This is a genomic window from Leclercia sp. Colony189, assembly GCF_009740165.1.
Lineage (GTDB): Bacteria > Pseudomonadota > Gammaproteobacteria > Enterobacterales > Enterobacteriaceae > Enterobacter.
On the sequence record NZ_CP046557.1, the window covers coordinates 798,591 to 820,519 of the forward strand.

Sequence of the window (21,929 nt, forward strand, 5' to 3'; positions counted from 1 at the left end):
TCTCTCATAAAACAAAACCAGGCCTGATTATAGCCTGGTTAAGGGGGGGTTGCTGGGGTTTTATACAGGTATGCTTTGCCGGATGGCGCTGCGCTTATCCGGCCTGGGAGACCTGTAGGCCCGGTAAGCGTAGCGCCACCGGGCGGGTTTTACTGCCCGTAATAGGCCTTCGCGCCGTGCTTACGCAGATAGTGTTTATCCAGCAACGTCTGCTGCATATCCGGCAGCTGCGGCGCCAGCTGGCGGCAGAAGATGCCCATATAGGCCACCTCTTCCAGCACGATAGCGTTATGCACCGCATCCTCGGCATTTTTACCCCACGCAAACGGGCCGTGAGAGTGAACCAACACCCCCGGCATCTGCGCGGCGTCGATACCCTGTTTCTCGAAGGTTTCAACAATCACGTTGCCGGTTTCCCACTCATACTCGCCGTTGATCTCGGCATCGGTCATCTTGCGGGTGCAGGGGATGGTGCCATAGAAGTAGTCGGCGTGGGTGGTGCCGGTCGCCGGGATCGGCTGGCCTGCCTGCGCCCAGATAGTGGCGTGGCGGGAGTGAGTGTGGACGATGCCGCCGATGGACGGGAAGGCTTGATAGAGCAGGCGATGCGTTGGCGTATCGGAGGAGGGCTTTTTCTTCCCCTCAACCACTTCACCGGTGGCGATGCTCACCACCACCATATCGTCGGCAGTCATTACCCGGTAGTCGACGCCGGACGGTTTAATGACGAACACCCCTGCTTCGCGGTCCACGGCACTGACGTTGCCCCAGGTCAGGGTAACGAGATTATGTTCCGGCAGGGCGAGGTTGGCTTCAAGCACCTGACGTTTGAGATCTTCCAGCATGTATCCTCCAGGAAAAAAGGCCCGCCCTGCGGCAGGCCAAAGGTTCCCCTGTTAACGTTTTGAACCGTAGTAGACTTCGTTCCAGCGCAGCGCATCTTTAAAGGCTGGCAGACGGGTGTCGTTATCAATGACCGTCAGTTCGATATCGTGCAGTTCCGCGAACTGACGCATGTCGTTGAGATCCAGCGCATGGCTGAAGACGGTATGGTGCGCGCCACCTGCTACGATCCAGGCTTCGGAAGCGGTTGCCAGATCCGGCTGGGCTTTCCACAGGGCGTTCGCCACCGGCAGTTTCGGCAGGGAATGCGGCGTTTCAACGGCGTCGACGCAGTTCACCAGCAGGCGGAAGCGATCGCCCAGATCGATCAGGCTGGCGTTAATGGCCGGACCGGTACGGGTGTTGAAGATCAGACGCGCTGGATCGGCTTTGCCGCCGATGCCGAGATGCTGAACGTTGAGGATCGGTTTTTCATCCACGGCGATCGACGGGCAGACTTCCAGCATGTGCGAACCCAGCACCAGATCGTTGCCGTCCTCGAAGTGGTAGGTGTAATCCTCCATAAAGGAGGTGCCGCCCTGCAGACCGGTCGACATCACTTTCATGATGCGTAGCAGAGCGGCAGTTTTCCAGTCGCCTTCACCGGCAAAGCCGTAGCCCTGCTGCATCAGACGTTGTACCGCCAGGCCCGGAAGCTGCTTCAGGCCGTGAAGATCTTCAAAGGTGGTAGTAAAGGCATGGAAGCCGCCCTGTTCCAGGAAGCGTTTCATGCCCAGCTCAATACGGGCTGCATCCAGCACGTTCTGGCGCTTATCACCATTCACCTGTGCCGCCGCCGTCAGGCGATAGCTGCTTTCGTACTCATCCACCAGCGCATTGACGTCGCCATCGCTGATTTCATTGACGACCTGCACCAGATCGCCCACCGCCCAGGTGTTGACGGAAAAACCAAATTTGATCTGCGCGGCCACTTTATCGCCGTCCGTTACCGCCACTTCACGCATGTTGTCGCCGAAGCGCACCACTTTCAGCTGGCGGGTATCCTGCTTCGATACGGCCTGGCGCATCCAGGAACCAATCCGCTGGTGCGCCTGCTTGTCCTGCCAGTGGCCAGTGACGACAGCATGCTGCTGGCGCATACGCGCGCCGATGAAGCCGAACTCACGGCCGCCGTGCGCGGTCTGGTTCAGGTTCATAAAGTCCATATCAATGCTGTCCCACGGCAGCGCCGCGTTGAACTGGGTATGGAACTGCAGCAGCGGTTTGTTGAGGATGGAGAGGCCGTTGATCCACATCTTGGCCGGAGAGAAGGTGTGCAGCCACACCACCAGACCCGCGCATTTATCGTCGTAGTTAGCATCGCGACAGATATGGGTAATTTCATCCGGGGAGGTGCCCAGCGGCTTCAGCACCAGCTTGCACGGCAATTTTGCTTCCGCATTCAGGGCGTTTACGACATGTTCTGCGTGTTGAGTCACCTGGCGCAGGGCTTCCGGCCCATAAAGATGCTGGCTACCAATCACAAACCACACTTCATAATTATTAAAAATCGTCATTATCGTGTCCTTAATGTGTCAGGGTTGCCGTAGATTCCGGGATGTTCTTAACCGGGGCGGCGACAGGGAGATAGTGCTGCTCAGCGCTCTTCGCCCACTGCTGGTAGCGCTGATAAAGCTGTTCAAAACGTTGCGCCTGCTGCGCGCGCGGCTGCAGGGTACTTTCCACCTTGCTCGCCATATGCTGCTGCGCTGTCGGAATGTCGGTGTGTACGCCCGCCGCCACCGCCGCGAAGATCGCCGCGCCTAGGGCACAGCACTGATCCGAGGCGACAATCTGCAGCGGACGGTTCAGCACGTCGCAGCAGGCCTGCATGATCACCGGGTTCTTACGGGCGATACCGCCCAGCGCCATCACCTCATTGACGGCGATCCCCTGTTCGGTAAAGCACTCCATAATGGCGCGCGCGCCAAAGGCGGTAGCCGCTACCAGCCCGCCAAACAGCGCCGGGGCGTCGGTGGCGAGATTCAGATCGGTAATCACCCCTTTCAGGCGCTGGTTGGCATTCGGCGTACGGCGGCCGTTAAACCAGTCGAGAACGACCGGAAGATGATCGAGGGAAGGATTCTTCGCCCAGGCGTCGGTCAGCTGCGGCAGGAGCTGTTTTTTGCTCTCTGCGATCTGGGTTTTCAGTTCCGGATGGGCGGCGGCCAGTTGATCCAGCGGCCAGCCCAGCAAGCGGCCAAACCAGGCGTAGATGTCGCCAAAGGCGGACTGACCCGCTTCCAATCCGATAAAGTCCGGTACCACGCTGCCGTCAACCTGGCCGCAGATACCTTTTACGGCGCGATCCCCGACGCTGGCTTTATCCGCTGTCAGGATGTCGCAGGTGGAGGTGCCGATCACTTTCACCAGTGTGTTGGGCTGTGCGCCCGCGCCGACTGCGCCCATGTGGCAGTCAAAAGCGCCGCCGGAAATGGCCACCGTCTGGGGCAGGCCCAGGCGTTCCGCCCACTCGGCGCAGAGCGTGCCGACCGGGATATCAGCGGTCCAGGTATCGGTAAAGAGCGGGTAGTCGAGGTTCTGGTTGATGATCGGGTCGAGTTCGTCAAAGAAGGCGGCAGGCGGCAGGCCACCCCAGCTTTCATGCCAGAGGGATTTGTGCCCGGCGCTACAGCGACCGCGACGGATATCCTGCGGACGGGTAGTGCCGGAGAGCAGGGCCGGAACCCAGTCACACAGCTCAATCCAGGAGACTGCCGCTTTTGCCACCTGCGGATCCTGACGGGTAACGTGCAGGATCTTCGCCCAGAACCACTCGCTGGAGTAAATGCCGCCGATGTAGCGGGAGTAGTCGTTTTTGCCTGGCTGATGGCACAAACGGGTGATGGCTTCGGCTTCTTCCACCGCGGTATGGTCTTTCCACAGCACAAACATGGCGTTCGGGTTATCGGCGAATGCCGGATGCAGTGCCAGAACGTGACCATCGGCGTCAATCGGCGCCGGGGTAGAGCCGGTGCTGTCCACGCCAATCCCGACGATCTGAGCGCGCTGCGCCTCGCTTAACTCTGCCAGCACGGTTTTGATTGCCGCTTCCATCGACTCGATATAGTCACGTGGATGATGGCGGAACTGATTGTTTGGCGCATCGCAATAGCGCCCCTCTTGCCAGCGCGGATACCACTCGACGCTGGTTGCTATCTCCTGACCCGTAGTGCATTCCACTGCCAGGGCGCGTACTGAGTCACTGCCAAAATCGAGGCCAATCGCAATTGCCATGGTGTTGCTCCATCAAAAAACAGATATGAATGAACATTAGAGAGTGAGGGGGAAAATCGTCAGGCGGGATCCGCTAATCTTATGGATGATTTTGCTGTGACATGGGAAAGTGTGACGCCGAGCAAATAATCCATGTGGACATTTCTGCCGTGGTTATAGACACTTTTGTTACCGCCGACCCGCTCGATGTTACGGATAAATCGCAACGGAAGCGTTATGATGGCGGATCTGAAAGCGGGCTGATACCTTTTCGATCTTTGTGTAGCCCGTTTTTATGCCGCTTTTGATGATATGGACAAATGGTTTCCTTCAGGACTGCCAGGAGGACTGAAAATATGGCTGAAACGCAAAGCGATCCGCTGCTGCCGGGCTACTCGTTTAACGCGCATCTGGTGGCGGGACTGACGCCCATTGAGGCTGACGGCTATCTCGATTTTTACGTTGACCGACCGCTGGGGATGAAGGGCTATATCCTCAACCTGACCGTGCGCGGAGAGGGGGTGATCAAGAATGGCGATCAGACCTTCGTCTGCCGTCCGGGCGATATTCTGCTCTTCCCGCCGGGTGAAATTCATCACTATGGCCGTCATCCCGATGCCCGGGAGTGGTATCACCAGTGGGTCTACTTCCGCCCGCGCGCTTACTGGCAGGAGTGGCTGGCCTGGCCGTCGATGTTTGCCCATACCGGCTTTTATCGCCCGGATGAAGCGCATCAGCCGCAGTTTCGGGAGCTGTTTGCCCAGATCATCGAGGCCGGGAAGGGCGGGGGGCGCTATGCCGAGCTGCTGGCCATCAACCTGCTGGAACAGCTGCTGCTGCGCCGGATGGAGGCGATCAATGAATCGCTCAACCCGCCGCTGGATCACCGGGTGCGCGAAGCCTGCCAGTACATCAGCGACCACCTGGCGGACAGCCAGTTTGATATCGCCAGCGTCGCCCAGCATGTCTGCCTGTCGCCGTCGCGTCTGTCGCACCTGTTCCGCCAGCAGCTGGGGGTGAGCGTACTGAGCTGGCGCGAGGATCAGCGCATCAGCCAGGCCAAGCTGCTGCTCAGCACCACCCGCATGCCAATTGCCACCGTCGGGCGCAACGTGGGCTTTGAGGATCAGCTCTACTTTTCCCGGGTCTTTAAAAAATGCACCGGCGCCAGCCCCAGCGAATTTCGCGCAGGGTGTGAATAGAAAGTAAATAAAACTAAACAAGTTCGCTGGATCCTGTTCACACCCGGTAAACTATTCAGACAATTGTTGTCTTGACGCAGCAGGGCGCTCTTCGCAGAATCCCTGCTTCGTCACCTGACCGGAACTGTTATGCAGGCATTGCTGGAACATTTTATTACCCAGTCCGTTACCTATTCGCTCGTCGCCGTCGCGCTCGTGGCCTTCCTGGAATCTCTGGCGCTGGTTGGACTGATCCTGCCCGGCACGGTGATGATGGCCGGGCTCGGCGCGCTGATTGGCAGTGGCGAGGTTAACTTCTGGCAGGCGTGGCTGGCAGGGATCGTCGGCTGTCTGCTGGGCGACTGGATCTCATTCTGGCTGGGCTGGCGCTTTAAAAAGCCGCTGCACCGCTGGTCATTCATGAAAAAGAACAAAGCCCTGCTCGATAAAACCGAGCATGCCCTGCATCAACACAGCATGTTCACCATTCTGGTGGGGCGATTTGTTGGCCCGACGCGCCCCCTGGTGCCGATGGTGGCGGGGATGCTGGATCTGCCGGTGGCGAAATTTATCGTGCCGAACCTGATTGGCTGTCTGTTCTGGCCGCCAATTTACTTCCTGCCGGGCATCCTGGCCGGCGCGGCAATCGATATTCCTGCCGGTGTACAGAGCGGGGGCTTCCGCTGGCTGCTGCTGGCGACCGCGCTGCTGCTGTGGCTGGCGGCCTGGCTCTGCTGGCGGCTGTGGCGCAGCGGGAAAGCGTCCTCGGATCGCCTCAGCCGCTATCTGCCGCGTGGACGCTTATTCTGGCTGGCTCCCGTCACCCTGGGCGTGGCGCTGGTGGCACTGGTGATGCTGGTCCGTCACCCGATGATGCCGGTGTATGGCGAGATCCTGCTTAAGGTTGTCAGCCGCTGATGGGCATCAGTGGATCCCCAGCAGGCGCGACGCGCTCGCGTTTCCGCTTGCCAGCTGTTCCGTATCGCCATCCCAGGCGATACGGCCATCGGCAATCACCACCGATCGGGGGGCGATCCTGAGCGCATCTTCCACACTGTGCGATACCATCAGCATCGTCAGCTGCTGGCGCCCGCACACCTCTTTGACCAGCAGCAGCATCTCCTGGCGTAAGGCGGGATCGAGTGCCGAAAAGGGCTCGTCCAGCAGCAGGACAGGCTGCTCACGCACCAGACAGCGCGCCAGCGCGACGCGCTGACGCTGACCGCCCGAAAGCTCACCCGGCAGACGTTCCAGCAGATCGCCGATCCCCATCTGCAGCGCGATGTCGCTTAGCTTCTGCTGTTGCACTGCGTTGAGCCTGAGGCCGGGATGCATGCCCAGGCCAATGTTCTGGCGCACGTTCAGATGAGTAAAGAGATTGTTTTCCTGAAACAGCATCGACACCGGGCGCGCAGCAGGCGGCGTGCGGGTGTGATCGTGACCATTAAGGATGATGCTGCCGTTGGCCGGTTGCAGAAAACCGGCGATCAGATTGAGAAGGGTGCTTTTCCCGGCGCCGCTGGGGCCGAGCACGGCGATAAGTTCGCCCCGGCGCACGGACAAGTTGAAGCGCATCGGCAGGTGCTGATAAAGCCAGGTTACATCAGTCAGTTTTAACATCACGCCCCGGTAGTTTTTCGATAACGGTAAATAACGCAAAGCAGAGCAGCAGCAGCAGTAGCGCCGTGACGGCCCCGTCCTGGCTGCGATACGAGCCGATCTGCTGATAAAGCCAGAACGGCAGGGTGCGGAAATCATCATTGCCAAACAGCGCCACCACGCCGAAATCGCCGATCGACAGTACGCAGGCAAAGGCCAGCGCCTGGGCCAGCGGGCGCTTCAGGGCGCGCAGCTCTACCACCTTCAGCCGCTGCCAGCCGTGCATCCCCAGCGAGTCGCAAAGCAGGGTGTAGCGGGCGCTGAGGTCGCGCATCGGATTTTCCAGCACTTTCAGCGCGTAGGGAATGGCCATCAGGGCGTTGGTGAAGATGACAATGCCATCGGCCGATTCGGGCAGGCCAATGGTGCTGTTGAACAGCAGGAAAAAGCCGCTCGCCAACACGATGCCGGGCATCGCCAGGATCAGCATGCCGCTGAGATCCAGCGCCTGTCCGGCCACAATCGCCTGACGGGCATAGAGCTCCCGGCTGCTCCACAGCAGCATCATGGTCAGCAGGACGCAAAGCAGCCCGGCGCCCAGGGCAATGCGCAGCGAAGTGCCCAGCGCCTGCCATAGCACCGGCTGTTGCAGCACCGACACCAGGTTAAGATTCAGGCCATCCACCACCACCGCCAGCAGCGGCGGGAGCAACAACAGCAGGGCGAGGGTAATGAGCAGGCCATCGGTCAGGCGGCTGCGCAGGCTATCCTGCGGATCGCGCCAGCCGGCAAGCTGGCTGGCGCCGATGGGGATAGCTTTTCCCAACCGCTGGCTCAGCATCACCAGCCCCAGACAGCAGACCATCTGCACCATCGCCAGCAGGGCCGCGCGGCCCGGATCGTAGTCGTAACTCAGGGCCTGATAGATGGCGAGCTCGATGGTGGTGGCCTGCGGCCCGCCGCCGAGCGAGAGCACGGTGGCGAAGCTGGCAAAGCAGAGCATAAAGATCAGGGCGGCGACGGGGGGGATCTGGCGGCGCAGCCATGGCCATTCGACAAAACGGAAAAATGACCCGCCACGCATCCCAAGCTGGGCGGCAAGCTGGCGCTGTTCGCCGGGGATATTTTCCAGCGCCTGTAAGAGCAGGCGCGTTGCCATCGGCATGTTGAAAAAGAGGTGCGCCAGCAGGATCCCCTGCAGGCCATAGGGCGAGAAGCGCCACTCAAGCCCGAGTGCCTGGAATAGCGCGGCCAGCCAGCCCTGACGCCCGTAAACGCTGAGAATGCCAAATACCGCCACCAGTACCGGCAGGATCAGGGTCATGGCGCACAGGCGTAGCAGCGCCTGCCTGCCAGGGAAGCGACGCCGGTAGAGCGCGCGGGCAAGAAATATCGCGGGCACGACGGAGAGCAGGGCGGAGAGAAACGCCTGCCAGAACGAGAAGCGGATAACGTGCCACAGATAGCTGTCGTGCAGAAGCGCCGCGACGTCGGTGGCTGGCGCGTTAAACCACAGCGCCAGAAATGCGCCCAGGGCGACGGCCACCATCAGCGTGGCGGCCAGCAGCCCCGGCAGCAACCAGCCGGCGATTAACGGCTGACGGCGCGTTGCCATTCACTGACCCATGCTGCACGTTTCCCGGCCACTTCCTGCGGGGTAAATTCCAGCGTGGTTTGCGGTTTCACTAGGGTATCAAAACCTGCCGGTAACGTCACATTGGTCACCGGATACATCCAGTTGCCGGTCGGGATGGCGTTCTGGAACGACGGAGAAACCATAAATTTCAGGAACTTCTCAGCCAGCTCCGGCTGCTTGCTGGCTGCGGTCCGGGCGGCGACCTCAACCTGCAGATAGTGACCTTCAGCAAAGTCAGCGGCGGCATAGTTCTCTTTTTTCTCGGCGATGATGTGGTACGCCGGGGAGGTGGTATAGCTCAGCACCAGATCGCTTTCCCCTTTCAGGAACAGACCATAGGCTTCGCTCCAGCCTTTGGTCACGGTGACCGTTTTGGCGGCCAGTTTCTGCCAGGCTTCCGGGGTCTTGTCGCCGTAGACCTTTTGCATCCACAGCAGCAGACCCAGCCCCGGGGTGCTGGTGCGGGGATCTTCGTAGATCACCCGCCACTTCTGGTCGCTCTCAACCAGCTCTTTCAGGCTCTTTGGCGGATTTTTCAGCTTGTTTTTGTCGTAGACGAAGGCGAAATAGCCGTAATCGAAAGGCACAAAGGTGTCGTTCTTCCAGCCGCCAGGGACGTTAACCGCCTCGGCCGCCACACCGCTTTTGGCGAACAGCCCGGTCTGGGTGGCTGCTTCCAGCAGATTGTTATCCAGCCCCAGCACCACGTCGGCTTTGCTGTTTTTGCCTTCCATGCGCAGGCGGTTCAGCAGCGAGACGCCATCCTCCAGCGCCACGAACTTCAGCTCGCACTTGCAGTCGGCCTCAAAGGCTTTTTTGACCGCCGGGCCCGGGCCCCAGTCGGCAGCGAAAGAGTCATAGGTGTAGACCGTCAGGACAGGACTGGCAACGGCAGGCAGCGCAACCAGCGCCAACAGGGGAAGAACAGTTTTGAACACTTTGCACCTCATTGTTTGAGAGTGGCAAAGGATTTTGAGCAACAGCCTCAAATCCCTTCGCCGGCGTTATCCGGATCAGGTTCGACGGGTATTTTCTCAGCACACGCTTTCACGCAGCACCCCGTTGAGAACGGCAGTATTGTAATGATTTGGTGAATATTACGAAAGTGTTATGGTTCCGGCGGCGCAAACCACGCCGATTTAAAATCAAACCACCCCAGCGTATTCATACGCAAGCCGCGCATACTGCGCTGCCCCTGGATCATCAGCCAGTGGTGGATCAGCGGGACGATCGCCTGCTGGGCGAGCAGCTGCTGGCACCAGACCGCAAGATTCATCTCACCCGCGCGCCACTCGGCGGCGTCCTGTTGCCAGTCCCGCTCAATACAGTTTTGCAGAAGCGGCACCTCATAGAGATGTGAGAACAGCGAGAAATCCAGCGGCAGGGTGAAGTTGACGCTGTTGAGCCAGATGTCGCTCACGATCTCGCCGCGATGCCACTCCTCATAGCTGACCTCCTGAATGTTCAGCGTCACCTGCTCGGCGGCGAGCAGCTCGCTCATCATTCTGGCGATCACCCGATGTTCGATATGTTCGCGGTAGAAGGTCAGGGTGAGGCTCTCCAGCCCGGCTGGTTTGTCGCCACGTCCCGGACGGGCATGGTGCCAGCGCGGCAGCAGGCCATACGCCGGGAACCAGTAGGACTGATACACTTCCTCAGCCTGATAGATCAGGTTCGCCGGGGAGAGGATCCGGCTTACCCACTGGCGCACCTCGGCGCTGGCCCCGCGGTGGGAGCGGGCGTCAAACAGCAGATAGTAACAGCCCTCTTCAAGCCGACTTTCCACCGCCTTTTCCCCCTCGGTTGGCCCCTCCAGGGTCAGGCCGACGCTCAGCTCTTCGTTGATATCCGGCAACACCCAGACGTTCACCTCGTCAATCAGCGCCCGGTAGCCGAAGTAATCATCGAAGGCGCGGATCTTCAGCTGGTTATTGTTATTCCGGGAAACCGCATACGCCCCGGTGCCCACCGGCAGGCTGGCAAAGTTGTGCATGGTTTCCCACTCCCGCGGCAGGATCATAGATGGCACATACCCCAGCAGCCACGGCAGCCAGCGGTCGGGCTGCGTAAGCTGAATATCGAGCGTCCAGGCGGTGGGCGACTGGACCCGGCTGATGTGTGAATAGAGGGGCAATTCGCGGGCGCGCTGCAGCGAGGCGATAACATCAGCCATCTCCAGCTCGCGGCCATGGTGGAAATGGATGCCAGGCCGCAAGAAAAAGCGCCAATGCAGAGGAGAAAGCTGCTGCCAGTGGTGGGCAATGTCGGCTTCCAGTTCCCCATTTTCCTCATTTATGCGCGTCAGCCCGCTAAAGATTTGCCGCGCCATATGGGTTTCGGAGCGCCGTAATGCGCTACCCGGCAACAGGTTTTTCATCGGGCGATAATAGAGTACCCGCAGGATGTGCTTGCCCTGGCGGAAGCTGCGCCCGAGGTGGGAGACCAGCATCTGGCGCACCGCGGCTTTATCGCCGACCAGCTGCACCAGCTGCTCGATGCGATCCTGCTCCAGCAGATCCTCCGCCCGCTGCTGCTGAAGCGCCAGGCCGGTATACAAAAAGGTGAGACGCGAGCGCTTGCCGCGCCCGGCCTCCGCTTCCCAGCTCAGCCACCCCTGCTGCTGCATGGTGTTGAGCAGGGTGCGCATATGGCGGCGTGAACAGCTGAGCAGGTCGGCCAGTTCGCTGAGCGTGGTCTCCCGGGTCTGGCCGTCACAGCACTGCCACAGGCGAATGAATTGTTGTTGCAGACGACCAGAGGGCATAAAAGAGGAACTCCTGACAAAAAATCAGCAATTTATTAATCCCTATATTAAGCCAATAATTCACTTCGATGAAGCGAGGAGGTAAATATGAAGAGGTCTGCCACAAATCAGTTTTACCAACAGTACTTCTCAGCGACAAAGGGAGTGTCCTGGCTGGCCCGCCGGTGCGCAGAGCAGCGGCTGAAAATACTGGAAGAGCTGATGCAGTGGGAGGTGACAACGTCGACCTCGGAACGCTGAATTGCTTCGATCATGTGTGACTGAGTATTGGTGCTAATCACCACGCCAGCAGGTATCATCTGCTGGCTTTTTTCATTTTCTCGTGCGCTAAAGGAACAGTGATGCTCTGGTTAATGACGATGGGACGCCGTCTCAACGGTGTGTATGCCGCTTTTTTGATGGTGGCGTTTATGATGGGCGTAGCCGGGGCACTGCAGGCGCCGACCCTGAGTCTGTTCCTGAGCCGCGAGGTGGGCGCCCAACCGTTCTGGGTGGGGCTGTTCTATACCGTCAACGCCGTCGCCGGGATCCTGGTCAGCCTGTGGCTGGCGAAGCGTTCAGACAGCCAGGGCGATCGCCGCAAGCTGATCCTCTTTTGCTGCGCGATGGCGATTGGCAACGCGCTGCTGTTTGCTTTTAACCGCCACTATCTGACCTTATTAACCTGCGGTGTGCTGTTGGCCTCGATTGCCAACACCGCCATGCCGCAGCTGTTTGCTCTGGCGCGGGAATATGCCGACAGCTCTGCGCGTGAGGTGGTGATGTTCAGCTCGGTGATGCGTGCGCAGCTTTCGCTGGCGTGGGTCATCGGTCCGCCGCTGGCGTTTATGCTGGCGCTGAATTACGGCTTTACCACCATGTTCTCTATTGCGGCGGCCATTTTTGCCATCAGCCTGGCGCTGATCGCCTTCGCGCTGCCCTCTGTGGCCAGGGTGGATTCAGCGGCCGCCGTTCCGGTGACGGAGGTCAGCGGCTGGAAAGATAAAAATGTCCGCAGGCTGTTTATCGCGTCCACGCTAATGTGGACCTGCAACACCATGTATATCATCGATATGCCGTTATGGATCAGCAGCGATCTGGGGCTGCCGGACAAGCTGGCCGGGATCTTAATGGGGACTGCCGCCGGGCTGGAGATCCCGGCAATGATCCTTGCGGGATATTACGTCAAACACGTTGGTAAACGGCGGATGATGGTGATGGCGGTGGCGGCAGGGGTGCTCTTTTATCTGGGGCTGATCCTCTTCCATAGCCGCGAGGCCTTGCTTGGCCTGCAACTCTTTAACGCGATTTTTATTGGCATCATCGCCGGGATTGGGATGCTCTGGTTCCAGGATTTGATGCCGGGCAGGGCAGGATCGGCGACCACGCTCTTTACCAACAGTATCTCTACCGGCGTGATCCTGGCGGGGGTGATTCAGGGCGCGCTGGCACAAAGCTACGGCCACTCTGCGGTTTACATGGCTATTGCGGGGATTTCGCTGGTGACGCTGGTGCTCACCTGGCGAGTTAAAGATGTCTGAATAAAAAAAGAGTCCATTGACTGTGCAATGGACTCTTTAGCGTGATTAGCCCATAAAGGCTGGCTGCTTGCTCTCGTAGGCGGCAATGGCCTCTTCGTGCTGCAGGGTCAGTCCGATGCTGTCAAGGCCGTTAATCATGCAGTGGCGGCGGAACGCGTCGATGTTAAAGCTGTAGATTTTATCCCCGGCTTTTACGACCTGCGCTTCCAGATCCACTTCAAAGGTCATGCCCGGGTTGCCCTGCACCAGGGTAAACAGCTCGTCGACCTGTTCATCACTCAGCGTGACCGGCAGCAGCTGGTTGTTGAAGCTGTTGCCGTAGAAGATGTCGGCAAAGCTCGGGGCAATTACCACTTTGAAACCGTAATCGGTCAGCGCCCACGGCGCATGCTCGCGCGATGAGCCACAGCCGAAGTTTTCCCGCGCCAGCAGGATAGATGCGCCTTTGTACTCAGGAAAGTTCAGCACGAACTCCGGGTTCGGCTGCTGGCCTTTGTCATCCAGAAAACGCCAGTCGTTAAACAGGTGCGCGCCAAAACCGGTGCGGGTTACCTTCTGCAAAAACTGCTTTGGAATGATGGCGTCGGTGTCGACGTTAGCCGCGTCCAGAGGGACCACCAGGCCAGTATGTTGGGTAAATTTCTCTGCCATGATGGTCTCCTTATTTCAGGCTGCGAATATCGGCGAAGTGGCCGGTCACTGCGGCTGCCGCGGCCATCGCCGGGCTGACCAGATGCGTGCGTCCACCGCGCCCCTGACGACCTTCAAAGTTACGGTTGCTGGTGGAAGCGCAGCGCTCGCCCGGGTTCAGGCGGTCGTTGTTCATCGCCAGACACATGGAGCAGCCCGGCAGACGCCATTCAAAGCCTGCTTCAATGAAAATCTTATCCAGACCTTCAGCTTCCGCCTGCGCTTTGACCGGGCCGGAGCCTGGGACCACCAGCGCCTGCACACCCGGCGCCACTTTACGGCCTTTCGCCACTTCTGCCGCGGCGCGCAGATCTTCGATGCGCGAGTTGGTGCAGGAACCAATAAACACTTTATCAATGCTCACGTCGGTCAACGGTACGCCCGGCTTCAGTCCCATATAGGCCAGCGCTTTCTCTGCGCTGGCGCGCTCAACCGGATCGGCGAACGAGGCCGGATCGGGAACGCTGTCGTTAACGGAGATGACCTGCCCCGGATTCGTGCCCCAGGTGACCTGCGGCGCAATCGCTTCGGCCTGCAGGGTGACCACGGTGTCGAATACCGCACCCTCGTCGGTTTTCAGGGTTTTCCAGTACGCGACCGCGTCGTCAAAATCATGGCCTTTCGGGGCGTGCAAACGCCCCTTCACATAGTTGAAAGTCGTTTCGTCAGGCGCAACCAGACCAGCTTTCGCACCCATTTCAATCGCCATGTTGCACAGGGTCATACGGCCTTCCATGCTCAGGGCCTGGATTGCGCTGCCGCAGAACTCCACCACATGTCCGGTGCCGCCTGCGCTACCGGTTTTACCGATGATCGCCAGCACGATGTCTTTGGCAGTGATGCCCGGTGCGGCCTCGCCGGTCACCTCAATTTTCATGGTCTTCGCACGGCCCTGTTTCAGGGTCTGGGTCGCCAGCACATGTTCCACTTCGGAGGTGCCGATACCAAAGGCCAGGGCACCAAACGCGCCGTGGGTCGCGGTGTGGGAGTCGCCGCAAACGATGGTCATGCCCGGCAGGGTGATACCCTGTTCAGGGCCCATCACATGGACGATGCCCTGGTAAGGGTGGTTCAGATCGTACAGCTCAACGCCAAACTCGTTGCAGTTCTTGATCAGCTCCTGCATCTGAATGCGCGCCATCTCACCGGAGGCGTTGATGTCTTTAGTCTGGGTTGAGACGTTATGGTCCATCGTCGCGAAGGTTTTGCCCGGCTGGCGCACCGGACGCTTGTGCGCGCGCAGGCCATCGAACGCCTGCGGCGAGGTCACTTCGTGCACCAGATGGCGATCGATATAGAGCAGCGGGGTTTCGTTCTGCGCTTCATAGACCACGTGAGCATCATAAATTTTTTCGTACAACGTCTTCGCCATGATTACACCCCTTCAGCGACATAGCGGGCAATGATATCGCCCATTTCTTCAGTACTGACCGCCGCGTTGCCGCGGGCTAAATCGCCGGTGCGCACACCCTCTTCCAGGGCGCGGTTGATGGCGTTTTCGATCGCGGTAGCTGCCTCGTTAGCATCCAGGCTGTAGCGCAAAAGCAGCGCCAGAGAGAGGATCTGCGCGATCGGGTTGGCGATGTTTTTACCCGCGATATCCGGTGCGGATCCGCCAGCCGGTTCGTACAGGCCAAAACCTTCTTCGTTCAGGCTGGCGGACGGCAGCATCCCCATGGAGCCGGTGATCATCGCGCACTCGTCAGAGAGAATGTCCCCGAACAGGTTGGAACAGAGCAGGACGTCAAACTGGGACGGATCTTTAATCAGCTGCATGGTGGCATTGTCGATGTACATATGCGCCAGCTGAACGTCCGGATACGCCTGAGCAATCTCGTTAACGATTTCGCGCCACAGGATGGAGGATTGCAGCACGTTAGCTTTATCGATCGAGGTCACTTTATGGCCGCGTTTGCGGGCAGATTCGAACGCGATACGGGCGATACGTTCAATCTCAAAACGGTGATACACCTCGGTATCGAACGCTTTTTCGTGCTGACCGCTGCCTTCGCGGCCTTTCGGCTGACCAAAGTAGATACCGCCGGTCAACTCACGGACGCACAGAATGTCGAAGCCGTTGGCGGCGATATCGGCGCGCAGCGGACAGAACTCTTCCAGCCCCTGATAGAGTTTGGCCGGACGCAGGTTGCTGAACAGCTTGAAGTGTTTACGCAGTGGCAGCAGCGCCCCGCGCTCTGGCTGCTCGGCCGGTGGCAGATGTTCCCATTTCGGGCCGCCTACGGAGCCGAACAGGACCGCGTCGGCATTCTCACAGCCGGTCACGGTTGCCTGCGGCAAGGGCGTACCGTGGTTATCGATCGCGATACCGCCTACATCGTAGTGGCTGGTGGTAATTTTCATCGCAAAACGGGTGCGGACAGCGTCCAGCACCTTCAGCGCCTGTGCCATAACTTCGGGACCAATTCCGTCGCCCGGTAACACAGCAATATGGTAATTCTTCGACATTACACGGTTTCCTTATTGTTCTCTTTATTCTGAGCTTTGCGTTGCAACTCTTTTTCGACTTCCGCGGCGCGCCAGATATTGTTCAGGACGTGAACCATCGCTTTGGCGGAGGATTCGACGATATCGGTCGCCAGGCCCACGCCGTGGAAGCGGCGGCCGTTATAGTTGACCACGATGTCTACCTGGCCCAGCGCGTTTTTACCCTGGCCTTTCGCCGTCAGGTCATATTTCACCAGCTCAACGTCATATTCCGTGACGCGGTTAATGGCCTGGTAGATGGCATCTACCGGACCGTTGCCGTTGGCCGCTTCGGCTTTGATCTCGTCGCCGCAGGCCAGCTTGACGGAGGCGGTCGCGATGTCGCTTGAACCCGACTGCACGCTGAAGTAGTCCAGACGGAAATGCTCTGGCTCTTCCTGCTGCTTGTTGATAAACGCCAGCGCTTCCAGGTCGTAGTCAAATACCTGGCCTTTTTTATCGGCCAGCTTCAGGAAGGCGTCGTACAGATGATCCATGTTGTAGTCGGTCTCTTTATAGCCCATCTCTTCCATGCGGTGTTTAACCGCCGCGCGGCCAGAGCGGGAGGTCAGGTTCAGCTGCACCTGATTCAGACCGATCGATTCCGGGGTCATGATTTCGTAGTTTTCGCGGTTCTTCAGCACGCCGTCCTGGTGAATACCGGAGGAGTGAGCGAAGGCACCGGTGCCGACAATCGCTTTGTTCGCTGGAATCGGCATGTTGCAGATCTGGCTCACGGTCTGGCTGGTGCGCCAGATCTCCTGGTGATTGATGCGGGTATGCACATCCATGATGTCCTTGCGCACCTTGATCGCCATGATCACCTCTTCCAGTGAACAGTTGCCGGCGCGCTCACCGATACCGTTCATGGCACCTTCAACCTGACGCGCCCCGGCGTGGACCGCGGCAATGGCATTGCCGACAGCCAGGCCTAAATCGTCGTGGGTGTGAACGGAGATAATCGCTTTATCAATATTCGGCACACGCTCATACAGACCAGTAATGATCCTGGAGAACTCGAACGGCATGGTGTAGCCGACGGTGTCCGGGATGTTGATAGTGGTGGCACCAGCACGGATGGCCGCTTCAACCACACGGGCCAGATCCTCAATCGGCGTGCGGCCTGCATCTTCACAGGAGAACTCAACGTCGTCAGTATAATTGCGGGCGCGTTTCACCATATAGATGGCGCGCTCGATCACCTCATCCAGGGTGCTGCGCAGCTTGGTGGCGATATGCATCGGCGAGGTAGCAATAAAGGTGTGAATACGGAAGGCTTCGGCGACCTTCAGCGACTCGGCGGCCACATCGATATCTTTCTCAACGCAGCGAGCCAGGGCGCACACACGGCTGTTTTTTACGCTGCGGGCGATGGTCTGAACGGATTCAAAATCCCCCGGGGAAGAGACCGGGAAGCCCACTTCCATTACGTCTACGCCCATACGTTCAAGGGCCAGAGCAATCTGCAATTTCTCTTTAACGCTCAGGCTTGCCTGTAATGCTTGTTCACCGTCACGTAAGGTCGTATCGAAAATAATGACTTGCTGGCTCATAGGTTAGGTCCTTGTCTGAATTTGGGCGCCTTGCTACGAGCATAAAAAAACCCGCGCAGTGGCGCGGGTTTTTTGTCTTAACCAGAGAACGATTCAACGCTGAATTTCGCCCGCCAGTCTACCGCGCACAGTGGATGCGTTTAGTAGTAGTAGACCTGTGAAACGAATGCTGCGAATCATGAATCAAGCTCCAGATAAATAAGATATGCTTTTAGTGGTACTGGATACGCGGAATGATGTCAACCCCTGCCAGGCGAAAACACCTCTTCGCCTTCGCGACCCGGGCAGAAAGAATTAGCTTATTGTGCTGGTTTTTCCCTTTTTTGCCATTTTCTTATTCTGAGTTATGTGTGCGAATTTATCAGTTGAATCGTTTGCATATACTTTATTGCAATTGTTTAAAATCCAGGAATAATAAGCCAGCGTTTTGAATTCCTTAACTTTCATCACGTTACCATAATAATTTGGGTGTTGCAGGTTAGAAGGTGATTGGTCTGATAAGAGAATGTTAACTAATTTAATTAAGTCACTGTTAATATTTCATTAAAACTTAAATAGGCCTTAACGAAATGCCATATTGTTTATTTATGAAATCTATGGTTTCATTCGCAATATAAACTAATCGATATGCTTTCTCGCTTTTTTAAGCATGTTTTCTTATCTTATGCCTGAGCTCTGTCACGGCTGGCGGGTATTTATATATTCCTAATTTGTAACATTTCTCTTTAGCTTGTTTTATATGCGTGATAAATCATATTTTCTAAATTTATTGTTACACACGAGGAAAGGAGTTCAGCGTGACAGTGGAGCAGGGTATGTGTGAAGAAAGTAGCGAAAAATCGTCTGTGTCAGAGGGGGCAAAACCACAGCTCCGTACGGTGGACCTGAATCTTTTAACGGTTTTCGATGCGGTCATGCAGGAACAAAATATTACGCGTGCCGCCCAGTCGCTGGGAATGTCTCAGCCCGCTGTCAGTAATGCCGTTGCAAGACTCAAGGTTATGTTTAATGACGAGTTATTCGTTCGTTATGGCCGCGGTATCCAGCCTACTGCCCGTGCCTATCAGCTGTTTGCATCGGTACGTCAGGCGCTTCAGCTTGTGCAGAATGAACTTCCGGGCTCCGGGTTTGATTCAAGCAGCAGCGAGCGTGTTTTCCATCTGTGCGTTTGCAGCCCTCTGGATAATTATCTGACCTCACTTATTTATAATAAAGTCGAGGAAGTTGCGCCCAATATACATTTGGTTTTCAAGTCATCCCTTAACCAGAATACGGAACATCAGCTGCGATATCAGGAGACGGAGTTTGTTATTGGCTACGAAGAATTTCGTCGCCCCGAATTTTCTTGCGTACCATTATTTAAGGACGAAATGGTACTGGTTACCAGCAAAGCGCATCCGCGCCTTAATGGTATGTTGCAGGAGAGCGATATTTATCGCGAACAGCATGCGGTTGTTGCCCTCGATCGCTACGCCTCTTTTAGCCAGCCGTGGTACGACACGCCAGATAAGCAGGCCTGTGTAGCCTATCAGGGGATGGCAATGGTCAGCGTATTAAATGTTGTCTCGCAAACTCACCTGGTTGCCATCGCCCCGCGCTGGCTGGCTGAAGAGTTTGCCGATCCGTTGAACCTGCGAATTATGGTGTTGCCGCTGAACCTTAACTCACGCACCTGCTATCTCTCATGGCATGAAGCAGCCGGTCGCGATAAAGGCCATCAGTGGATGGAAGAGCTGCTGGTTAACGTCTGCCGGCGATAAATGCGGTCAGGATAAATTTCAGTGTTATTGCTATTTATCCTGACTTTCTTATCGTTTCTGAAATATTATTCTGCTGAAGATATTTTCATTGCCTTTTCCTGGCCGTAAAAATGGATGAATTACTGTGGCGCCGCCTTTTTAAATGATGAACGCTCACTCCCTCCCGTTCTCGCAGTAGATTTATCCATAACAATTATTAATACCTTATCTTTCTTCTTTTGGGATCCCGCGCCAGCCGAGGTTTGCTAATTGCCTGCCTCACGGCTAGCGGTTATGGTAACTGTCACTCTGCACAATAAAAATCGCCAGGGGTAACCCTGACAAAAAAGACGGCGCAGTGCATATTTCTCCTGTCCGTCTGAAACGATAAGCCTGGAGGCAAATCATGGAGATGTTGTCTGGCGCCGAAATGGTCGTCCGATCGTTAATCGATCAGGGCGTGAAGCAAGTGTTCGGTTACCCGGGAGGCGCGGTCCTCGATATTTATGACGCACTACATACCGTTGGCGGTATCGATCACGTCCTGGTGCGTCATGAGCAAGCTGCCGTGCATATGGCTGATGGACTGGCACGCGCGACAGGTGAGGTGGGGGTCGTGCTGGTAACATCCGGTCCTGGCGCGACGAACGCCATTACGGGTATCGCCACCGCCTATATGGACTCCATTCCAATGGTGGTGCTCTCCGGTCAGGTTGCAACCTCGCTGATTGGCTATGATGCCTTTCAGGAGTGTGACATGGTCGGCATCTCCCGTCCGGTAGTGAAACACAGTTTCCTGGTCAAGCAGACGGAAGATATTCCGGGCGTGCTCAAAAAGGCCTTCTGGCTGGCGGCCAGCGGGCGTCCCGGGCCGGTGGTAGTTGACCTTCCGAAAGATATTCTCAACCCGGCCAATAAATTGCCTTATGTCTGGCCGGAGTCGGTCAGCATGCGTTCGTATAACCCCACGACCCAGGGACATAAGGGACAGATTAAGCGCGCCCTGCAAACCCTGATGGCGGCTAAAAAGCCGGTGGTCTATGTTGGCGGCGGGGCGGTGAACGCCCAGTGTGAAGCACAGCTGCGCGCGCTTATCGAAAAGCTGAACCTGCCGGTGGCCTCTTCATTAATGGGGCTCGGGGCGTTTCCAGCCACCCATCGACAGGCGCTTGGCATGCTCGGTATGCACGGCACATATGAAGCCAATATGACGATGCATAACTCCGATGTCATTTTTGCCGTTGGGGTGCGCTTTGACGATCGCACCACCAATAACCTGGCGAAATATTGCCCTGATGCCACGGTGCTGCACATTGATATCGATCCCACCTCGATTTCCAAAACCGTGCCGGCGGATGTGCCCATTGTGGGCGATGCGCGTCATGTGCTGGATCAGATGCTGGAGCTGCTGGCGCAGGAAAATTATGCTCAGCCGCTGGATGAGATTCGTGACTGGTGGCTGCAGATTGAGCAGTGGCGTGCGCGTCAGTGCCTGAAATACGATACCCAAAGTGAGAACATTAAGCCGCAGGCGGTGATCGAAACGCTCTGGCAGCTGACCAAAGGCGACGCTTATGTGACCTCGGATGTCGGCCAGCACCAGATGTTTGCCGCCCTCTATTACCCGTTTGATAAGCCACGTCGTTGGATCAACTCCGGTGGTCTGGGCACTATGGGCTTTGGCCTGCCTGCCGCGCTGGGCGTGAAGCTGGCATTACCGGAAGAGACAGTGGTTTGCGTGACCGGCGATGGCAGTATCCAGATGAATATTCAGGAACTCTCCACCGCGCTGCAGTACGAACTGCCGGTGCTGGTGCTCAATCTGAATAACGGCTATCTGGGGATGGTGAAGCAGTGGCAGGATATGATCTATTCCGGTCGCCATTCGCAATCCTATATGAATTCATTGCCGGATTTTGTGCGTCTGGCAGAGGCTTACGGCCACATTGGTATGCGTATCAGTCATCCGGCAGAGCTGGAAGCGAAGCTCAGTGAAGCCCTTGAGCACGTTAAAAATAACCGCCTGGTCTTTGTCGATGTGGTTGTGGATGGCACCGAGCATGTTTATCCGATGCATATTCGCGGCGGCGGTATGGATGAAATGTGGTTAAGCAAAACGGAGAGAACCTGATGCGCCGGATATTATCTGTATTACTGGAAAACGAGTCCGGTGCGCTGTCGCGCGTGATTGGGCTCTTTGCACAGCGTGGCTACAATATTGAAAGCCTGACGGTAGCGCCGACGGACGATCCCACGCTTTCCCGCATGACCATCCAGACGGTGGGCGATGCCAAGGTGCTGGAGCAGATCGAAAAGCAGCTGCATAAACTGGTGGATGTCTTGCGCGTCAGCGAGCTGGGGCAGGGAGCCTATGTTGAACGTGAGATTATGCTGGTGAAAATTCAGGCCACCGGTTATGGGCGTGAAGAGGTGAAACGCAATGCGGATATCTTCCGCGGGCAGATCATTGATGTCACCCCCTCTATCTACACCGTTCAACTTGCTGGCACCAGCGATAAGCTGGATGCTTTCCTCGCCTCGGTGCGGGATGTGGCAAAAATTGTCGAAGTGGCGCGTTCAGGCGTTGTGGGACTTTCCCGCGGTGACAAAGTGATGCGTTAAAGATAAAAAGTTCGCCTCTCTATTGCCCGGTGCGATTTACCGG

19 protein-coding genes and 1 riboswitch are annotated in these 21,929 nt (G+C 57.3%); of the genes, 7 read left to right on the forward strand and 12 right to left on the reverse strand.

Annotated elements, in window-relative coordinates; genetic code table 11:
- Positions 1–149 precede the first annotated feature (149 nt).
- The 3 genes from araD to araB are packed head-to-tail and all read right to left on the reverse strand — an operon-like array spanning position 150 to position 4,119.
- Positions 150–845 carry an L-ribulose-5-phosphate 4-epimerase gene (gene araD / locus GNG29_RS03805; RefSeq protein ID WP_032616482.1) on the reverse strand — a complete coding sequence of 232 codons (696 nt, stop codon included), beginning with the start codon at positions 843–845 and terminating at the stop codon, positions 150–152.
- A 51-nt stretch (positions 846–896) separates the two neighbouring features.
- Positions 897–2,399: an L-arabinose isomerase gene (araA, locus tag GNG29_RS03810; protein WP_156653909.1), complete on the reverse strand. Its 1,503-nt coding sequence runs from the start codon at positions 2,397–2,399 to the stop codon at positions 897–899.
- 10 nt (positions 2,400–2,409) lie between these two features.
- Entirely contained in the window at positions 2,410–4,119 is a 1,710-nt protein-coding gene (gene araB / locus GNG29_RS03815) for a ribulokinase (RefSeq protein WP_156653910.1), read from the reverse strand.
- 335 nt (positions 4,120–4,454) lie between these two features.
- Between araB and araC the strand changes: the two genes are divergently transcribed.
- Positions 4,455–5,300, forward strand: coding sequence for an arabinose operon transcriptional regulator AraC (gene araC / locus GNG29_RS03820; protein WP_103178246.1), 846 nt, complete (start codon positions 4,455–4,457; stop codon positions 5,298–5,300).
- Positions 5,301–5,429: 129 nt separating this feature from the next.
- Complete coding sequence (locus GNG29_RS03825; RefSeq protein WP_103178247.1) at positions 5,430–6,197, forward strand: DedA family protein; 768 nt, start codon at positions 5,430–5,432, stop codon at positions 6,195–6,197.
- A 6-nt stretch (positions 6,198–6,203) separates the two neighbouring features.
- Here the strand turns inward: GNG29_RS03825 and thiQ are convergent, their stop codons facing one another.
- The 4 genes from thiQ to sgrR all read right to left on the reverse strand — a co-directional run bounded on the left by thiQ (position 6,204) and on the right by sgrR (position 11,278).
- Positions 6,204–6,899: a thiamine ABC transporter ATP-binding protein ThiQ gene (gene thiQ / locus GNG29_RS03830; protein WP_103178248.1), complete on the reverse strand. Its 696-nt coding sequence runs from the start codon at positions 6,897–6,899 to the stop codon at positions 6,204–6,206.
- The gene (thiP, locus tag GNG29_RS03835; RefSeq protein WP_156653911.1) at positions 6,883–8,493 is read right to left on the reverse strand and encodes a thiamine/thiamine pyrophosphate ABC transporter permease ThiP; all 1,611 of its coding nucleotides are present in this window, start codon (positions 8,491–8,493) and stop codon (positions 6,883–6,885) included. Before thiP ends, thiQ begins: the two co-directional genes overlap by 17 nt.
- Positions 8,469–9,452, reverse strand: coding sequence for a thiamine ABC transporter substrate binding subunit (gene thiB / locus GNG29_RS03840; protein WP_103178250.1), 984 nt, complete (start codon positions 9,450–9,452; stop codon positions 8,469–8,471). The genes thiP and thiB overlap by 25 nt, the downstream gene beginning before the upstream one ends.
- 34 nt (positions 9,453–9,486) lie before the next feature.
- Positions 9,487–9,586, reverse strand: a riboswitch (TPP riboswitch).
- A 36-nt stretch (positions 9,587–9,622) separates the two neighbouring features.
- Positions 9,623–11,278 carry an HTH-type transcriptional regulator SgrR gene (gene sgrR / locus GNG29_RS03845; RefSeq protein WP_156653912.1) on the reverse strand — a complete coding sequence of 552 codons (1,656 nt, stop codon included), beginning with the start codon at positions 11,276–11,278 and terminating at the stop codon, positions 9,623–9,625.
- An 87-nt stretch (positions 11,279–11,365) separates the two neighbouring features.
- On the opposite strand from sgrR, the gene sgrT reads away from it, so the two are divergent.
- Both sgrT and GNG29_RS03855 read left to right on the forward strand, forming a co-directional pair.
- Positions 11,366–11,518 carry a glucose uptake inhibitor SgrT gene (gene sgrT, locus GNG29_RS03850; protein WP_103178252.1) on the forward strand — a complete coding sequence of 51 codons (153 nt, stop codon included), beginning with the start codon at positions 11,366–11,368 and terminating at the stop codon, positions 11,516–11,518.
- A 101-nt stretch (positions 11,519–11,619) separates the two neighbouring features.
- Positions 11,620–12,798 carry a sugar efflux transporter gene (locus GNG29_RS03855; protein ID WP_103178253.1) on the forward strand — a complete coding sequence of 393 codons (1,179 nt, stop codon included), beginning with the start codon at positions 11,620–11,622 and terminating at the stop codon, positions 12,796–12,798.
- Between the two features lie 45 nt (positions 12,799–12,843).
- Here GNG29_RS03855 and leuD read toward each other — a convergent pair whose 3' ends face one another.
- From leuD to leuL, 5 genes are all read right to left on the reverse strand, one after another.
- Positions 12,844–13,449, reverse strand: a complete 606-nt coding sequence (leuD, locus tag GNG29_RS03860; RefSeq protein WP_103178254.1) for a 3-isopropylmalate dehydratase small subunit — start codon at positions 13,447–13,449, stop codon at positions 12,844–12,846.
- Between the two features lie 10 nt (positions 13,450–13,459).
- On the reverse strand, positions 13,460–14,860 hold the full coding sequence (gene leuC, locus GNG29_RS03865) for a 3-isopropylmalate dehydratase large subunit (RefSeq protein WP_156653913.1): 1,401 nt from the start codon (positions 14,858–14,860) through the stop codon (positions 13,460–13,462).
- A gap of 2 nt (positions 14,861–14,862) precedes the next feature.
- Positions 14,863–15,954: a 3-isopropylmalate dehydrogenase gene (gene leuB / locus GNG29_RS03870; protein WP_103178256.1), complete on the reverse strand. Its 1,092-nt coding sequence runs from the start codon at positions 15,952–15,954 to the stop codon at positions 14,863–14,865.
- Positions 15,954–17,525 (reverse strand): 2-isopropylmalate synthase, encoded by a 1,572-nt coding sequence (leuA, locus tag GNG29_RS03875; RefSeq protein WP_103178257.1) that lies wholly within the window; start codon positions 17,523–17,525, stop codon positions 15,954–15,956. The genes leuB and leuA overlap by 1 nt, the downstream gene beginning before the upstream one ends.
- A gap of 93 nt (positions 17,526–17,618) precedes the next feature.
- On the reverse strand, positions 17,619–17,705 hold the full coding sequence (leuL, locus tag GNG29_RS23505; protein WP_103178258.1) for a leu operon leader peptide: 87 nt from the start codon (positions 17,703–17,705) through the stop codon (positions 17,619–17,621).
- Between the two features lie 635 nt (positions 17,706–18,340).
- Between leuL and leuO the strand changes: the two genes are divergently transcribed.
- From leuO to ilvN, 3 genes are all read left to right on the forward strand, one after another.
- Entirely contained in the window at positions 18,341–19,285 is a 945-nt protein-coding gene (gene leuO, locus GNG29_RS03885; protein WP_103178259.1) for a transcriptional regulator LeuO, read from the forward strand.
- A gap of 385 nt (positions 19,286–19,670) precedes the next feature.
- Positions 19,671–21,395 (forward strand): acetolactate synthase 3 large subunit, encoded by a 1,725-nt coding sequence (gene ilvI, locus GNG29_RS03890; protein WP_103178260.1) that lies wholly within the window; start codon positions 19,671–19,673, stop codon positions 21,393–21,395.
- Entirely contained in the window at positions 21,395–21,886 is a 492-nt protein-coding gene (gene ilvN / locus GNG29_RS03895) for an acetolactate synthase small subunit (protein WP_032616525.1), read from the forward strand. The genes ilvI and ilvN overlap by 1 nt, the downstream gene beginning before the upstream one ends.
- Positions 21,887–21,929 lie beyond the last annotated feature (43 nt).

Excerpts from the sequence above, each read along its gene's own strand:
- araD (WP_032616482.1), bottom strand. The coding sequence starts at position 845 with ATGCTGGAAGATCTCAAACGTCAGGTGCTTGAAGCCAACCTCGCCCTG.
- araA (WP_156653909.1), bottom strand. The coding sequence starts at position 2,399 with ATGACGATTTTTAATAATTATGAAGTGTGGTTTGTGATTGGTAGCCAG.
- araB (WP_156653910.1), bottom strand. The coding sequence starts at position 4,119 with ATGGCAATTGCGATTGGCCTCGATTTTGGCAGTGACTCAGTACGCGCC.
- araC (WP_103178246.1), top strand. The coding sequence starts at position 4,455 with ATGGCTGAAACGCAAAGCGATCCGCTGCTGCCGGGCTACTCGTTTAAC.
- GNG29_RS03825 (WP_103178247.1), top strand. The coding sequence starts at position 5,430 with ATGCAGGCATTGCTGGAACATTTTATTACCCAGTCCGTTACCTATTCG.
- thiQ (WP_103178248.1), bottom strand. The coding sequence starts at position 6,899 with ATGTTAAAACTGACTGATGTAACCTGGCTTTATCAGCACCTGCCGATG.
- thiP (WP_156653911.1), bottom strand. The coding sequence starts at position 8,493 with ATGGCAACGCGCCGTCAGCCGTTAATCGCCGGCTGGTTGCTGCCGGGG.
- sgrR (WP_156653912.1), bottom strand. The coding sequence starts at position 11,278 with ATGCCCTCTGGTCGTCTGCAACAACAATTCATTCGCCTGTGGCAGTGC.
- sgrT (WP_103178252.1), top strand. The coding sequence starts at position 11,366 with ATGAAGAGGTCTGCCACAAATCAGTTTTACCAACAGTACTTCTCAGCG.
- GNG29_RS03855 (WP_103178253.1), top strand. The coding sequence starts at position 11,620 with ATGCTCTGGTTAATGACGATGGGACGCCGTCTCAACGGTGTGTATGCC.
- leuD (WP_103178254.1), bottom strand. The coding sequence starts at position 13,449 with ATGGCAGAGAAATTTACCCAACATACTGGCCTGGTGGTCCCTCTGGAC.
- leuC (WP_156653913.1), bottom strand. The coding sequence starts at position 14,860 with ATGGCGAAGACGTTGTACGAAAAAATTTATGATGCTCACGTGGTCTAT.
- leuB (WP_103178256.1), bottom strand. The coding sequence starts at position 15,954 with ATGTCGAAGAATTACCATATTGCTGTGTTACCGGGCGACGGAATTGGT.
- leuA (WP_103178257.1), bottom strand. The coding sequence starts at position 17,525 with ATGAGCCAGCAAGTCATTATTTTCGATACGACCTTACGTGACGGTGAA.
- leuL (WP_103178258.1), bottom strand. The coding sequence starts at position 17,705 with ATGATTCGCAGCATTCGTTTCACAGGTCTACTACTACTAAACGCATCC.
- leuO (WP_103178259.1), top strand. The coding sequence starts at position 18,341 with ATGTGTGAAGAAAGTAGCGAAAAATCGTCTGTGTCAGAGGGGGCAAAA.
- ilvI (WP_103178260.1), top strand. The coding sequence starts at position 19,671 with ATGGAGATGTTGTCTGGCGCCGAAATGGTCGTCCGATCGTTAATCGAT.
- ilvN (WP_032616525.1), top strand. The coding sequence starts at position 21,395 with ATGCGCCGGATATTATCTGTATTACTGGAAAACGAGTCCGGTGCGCTG.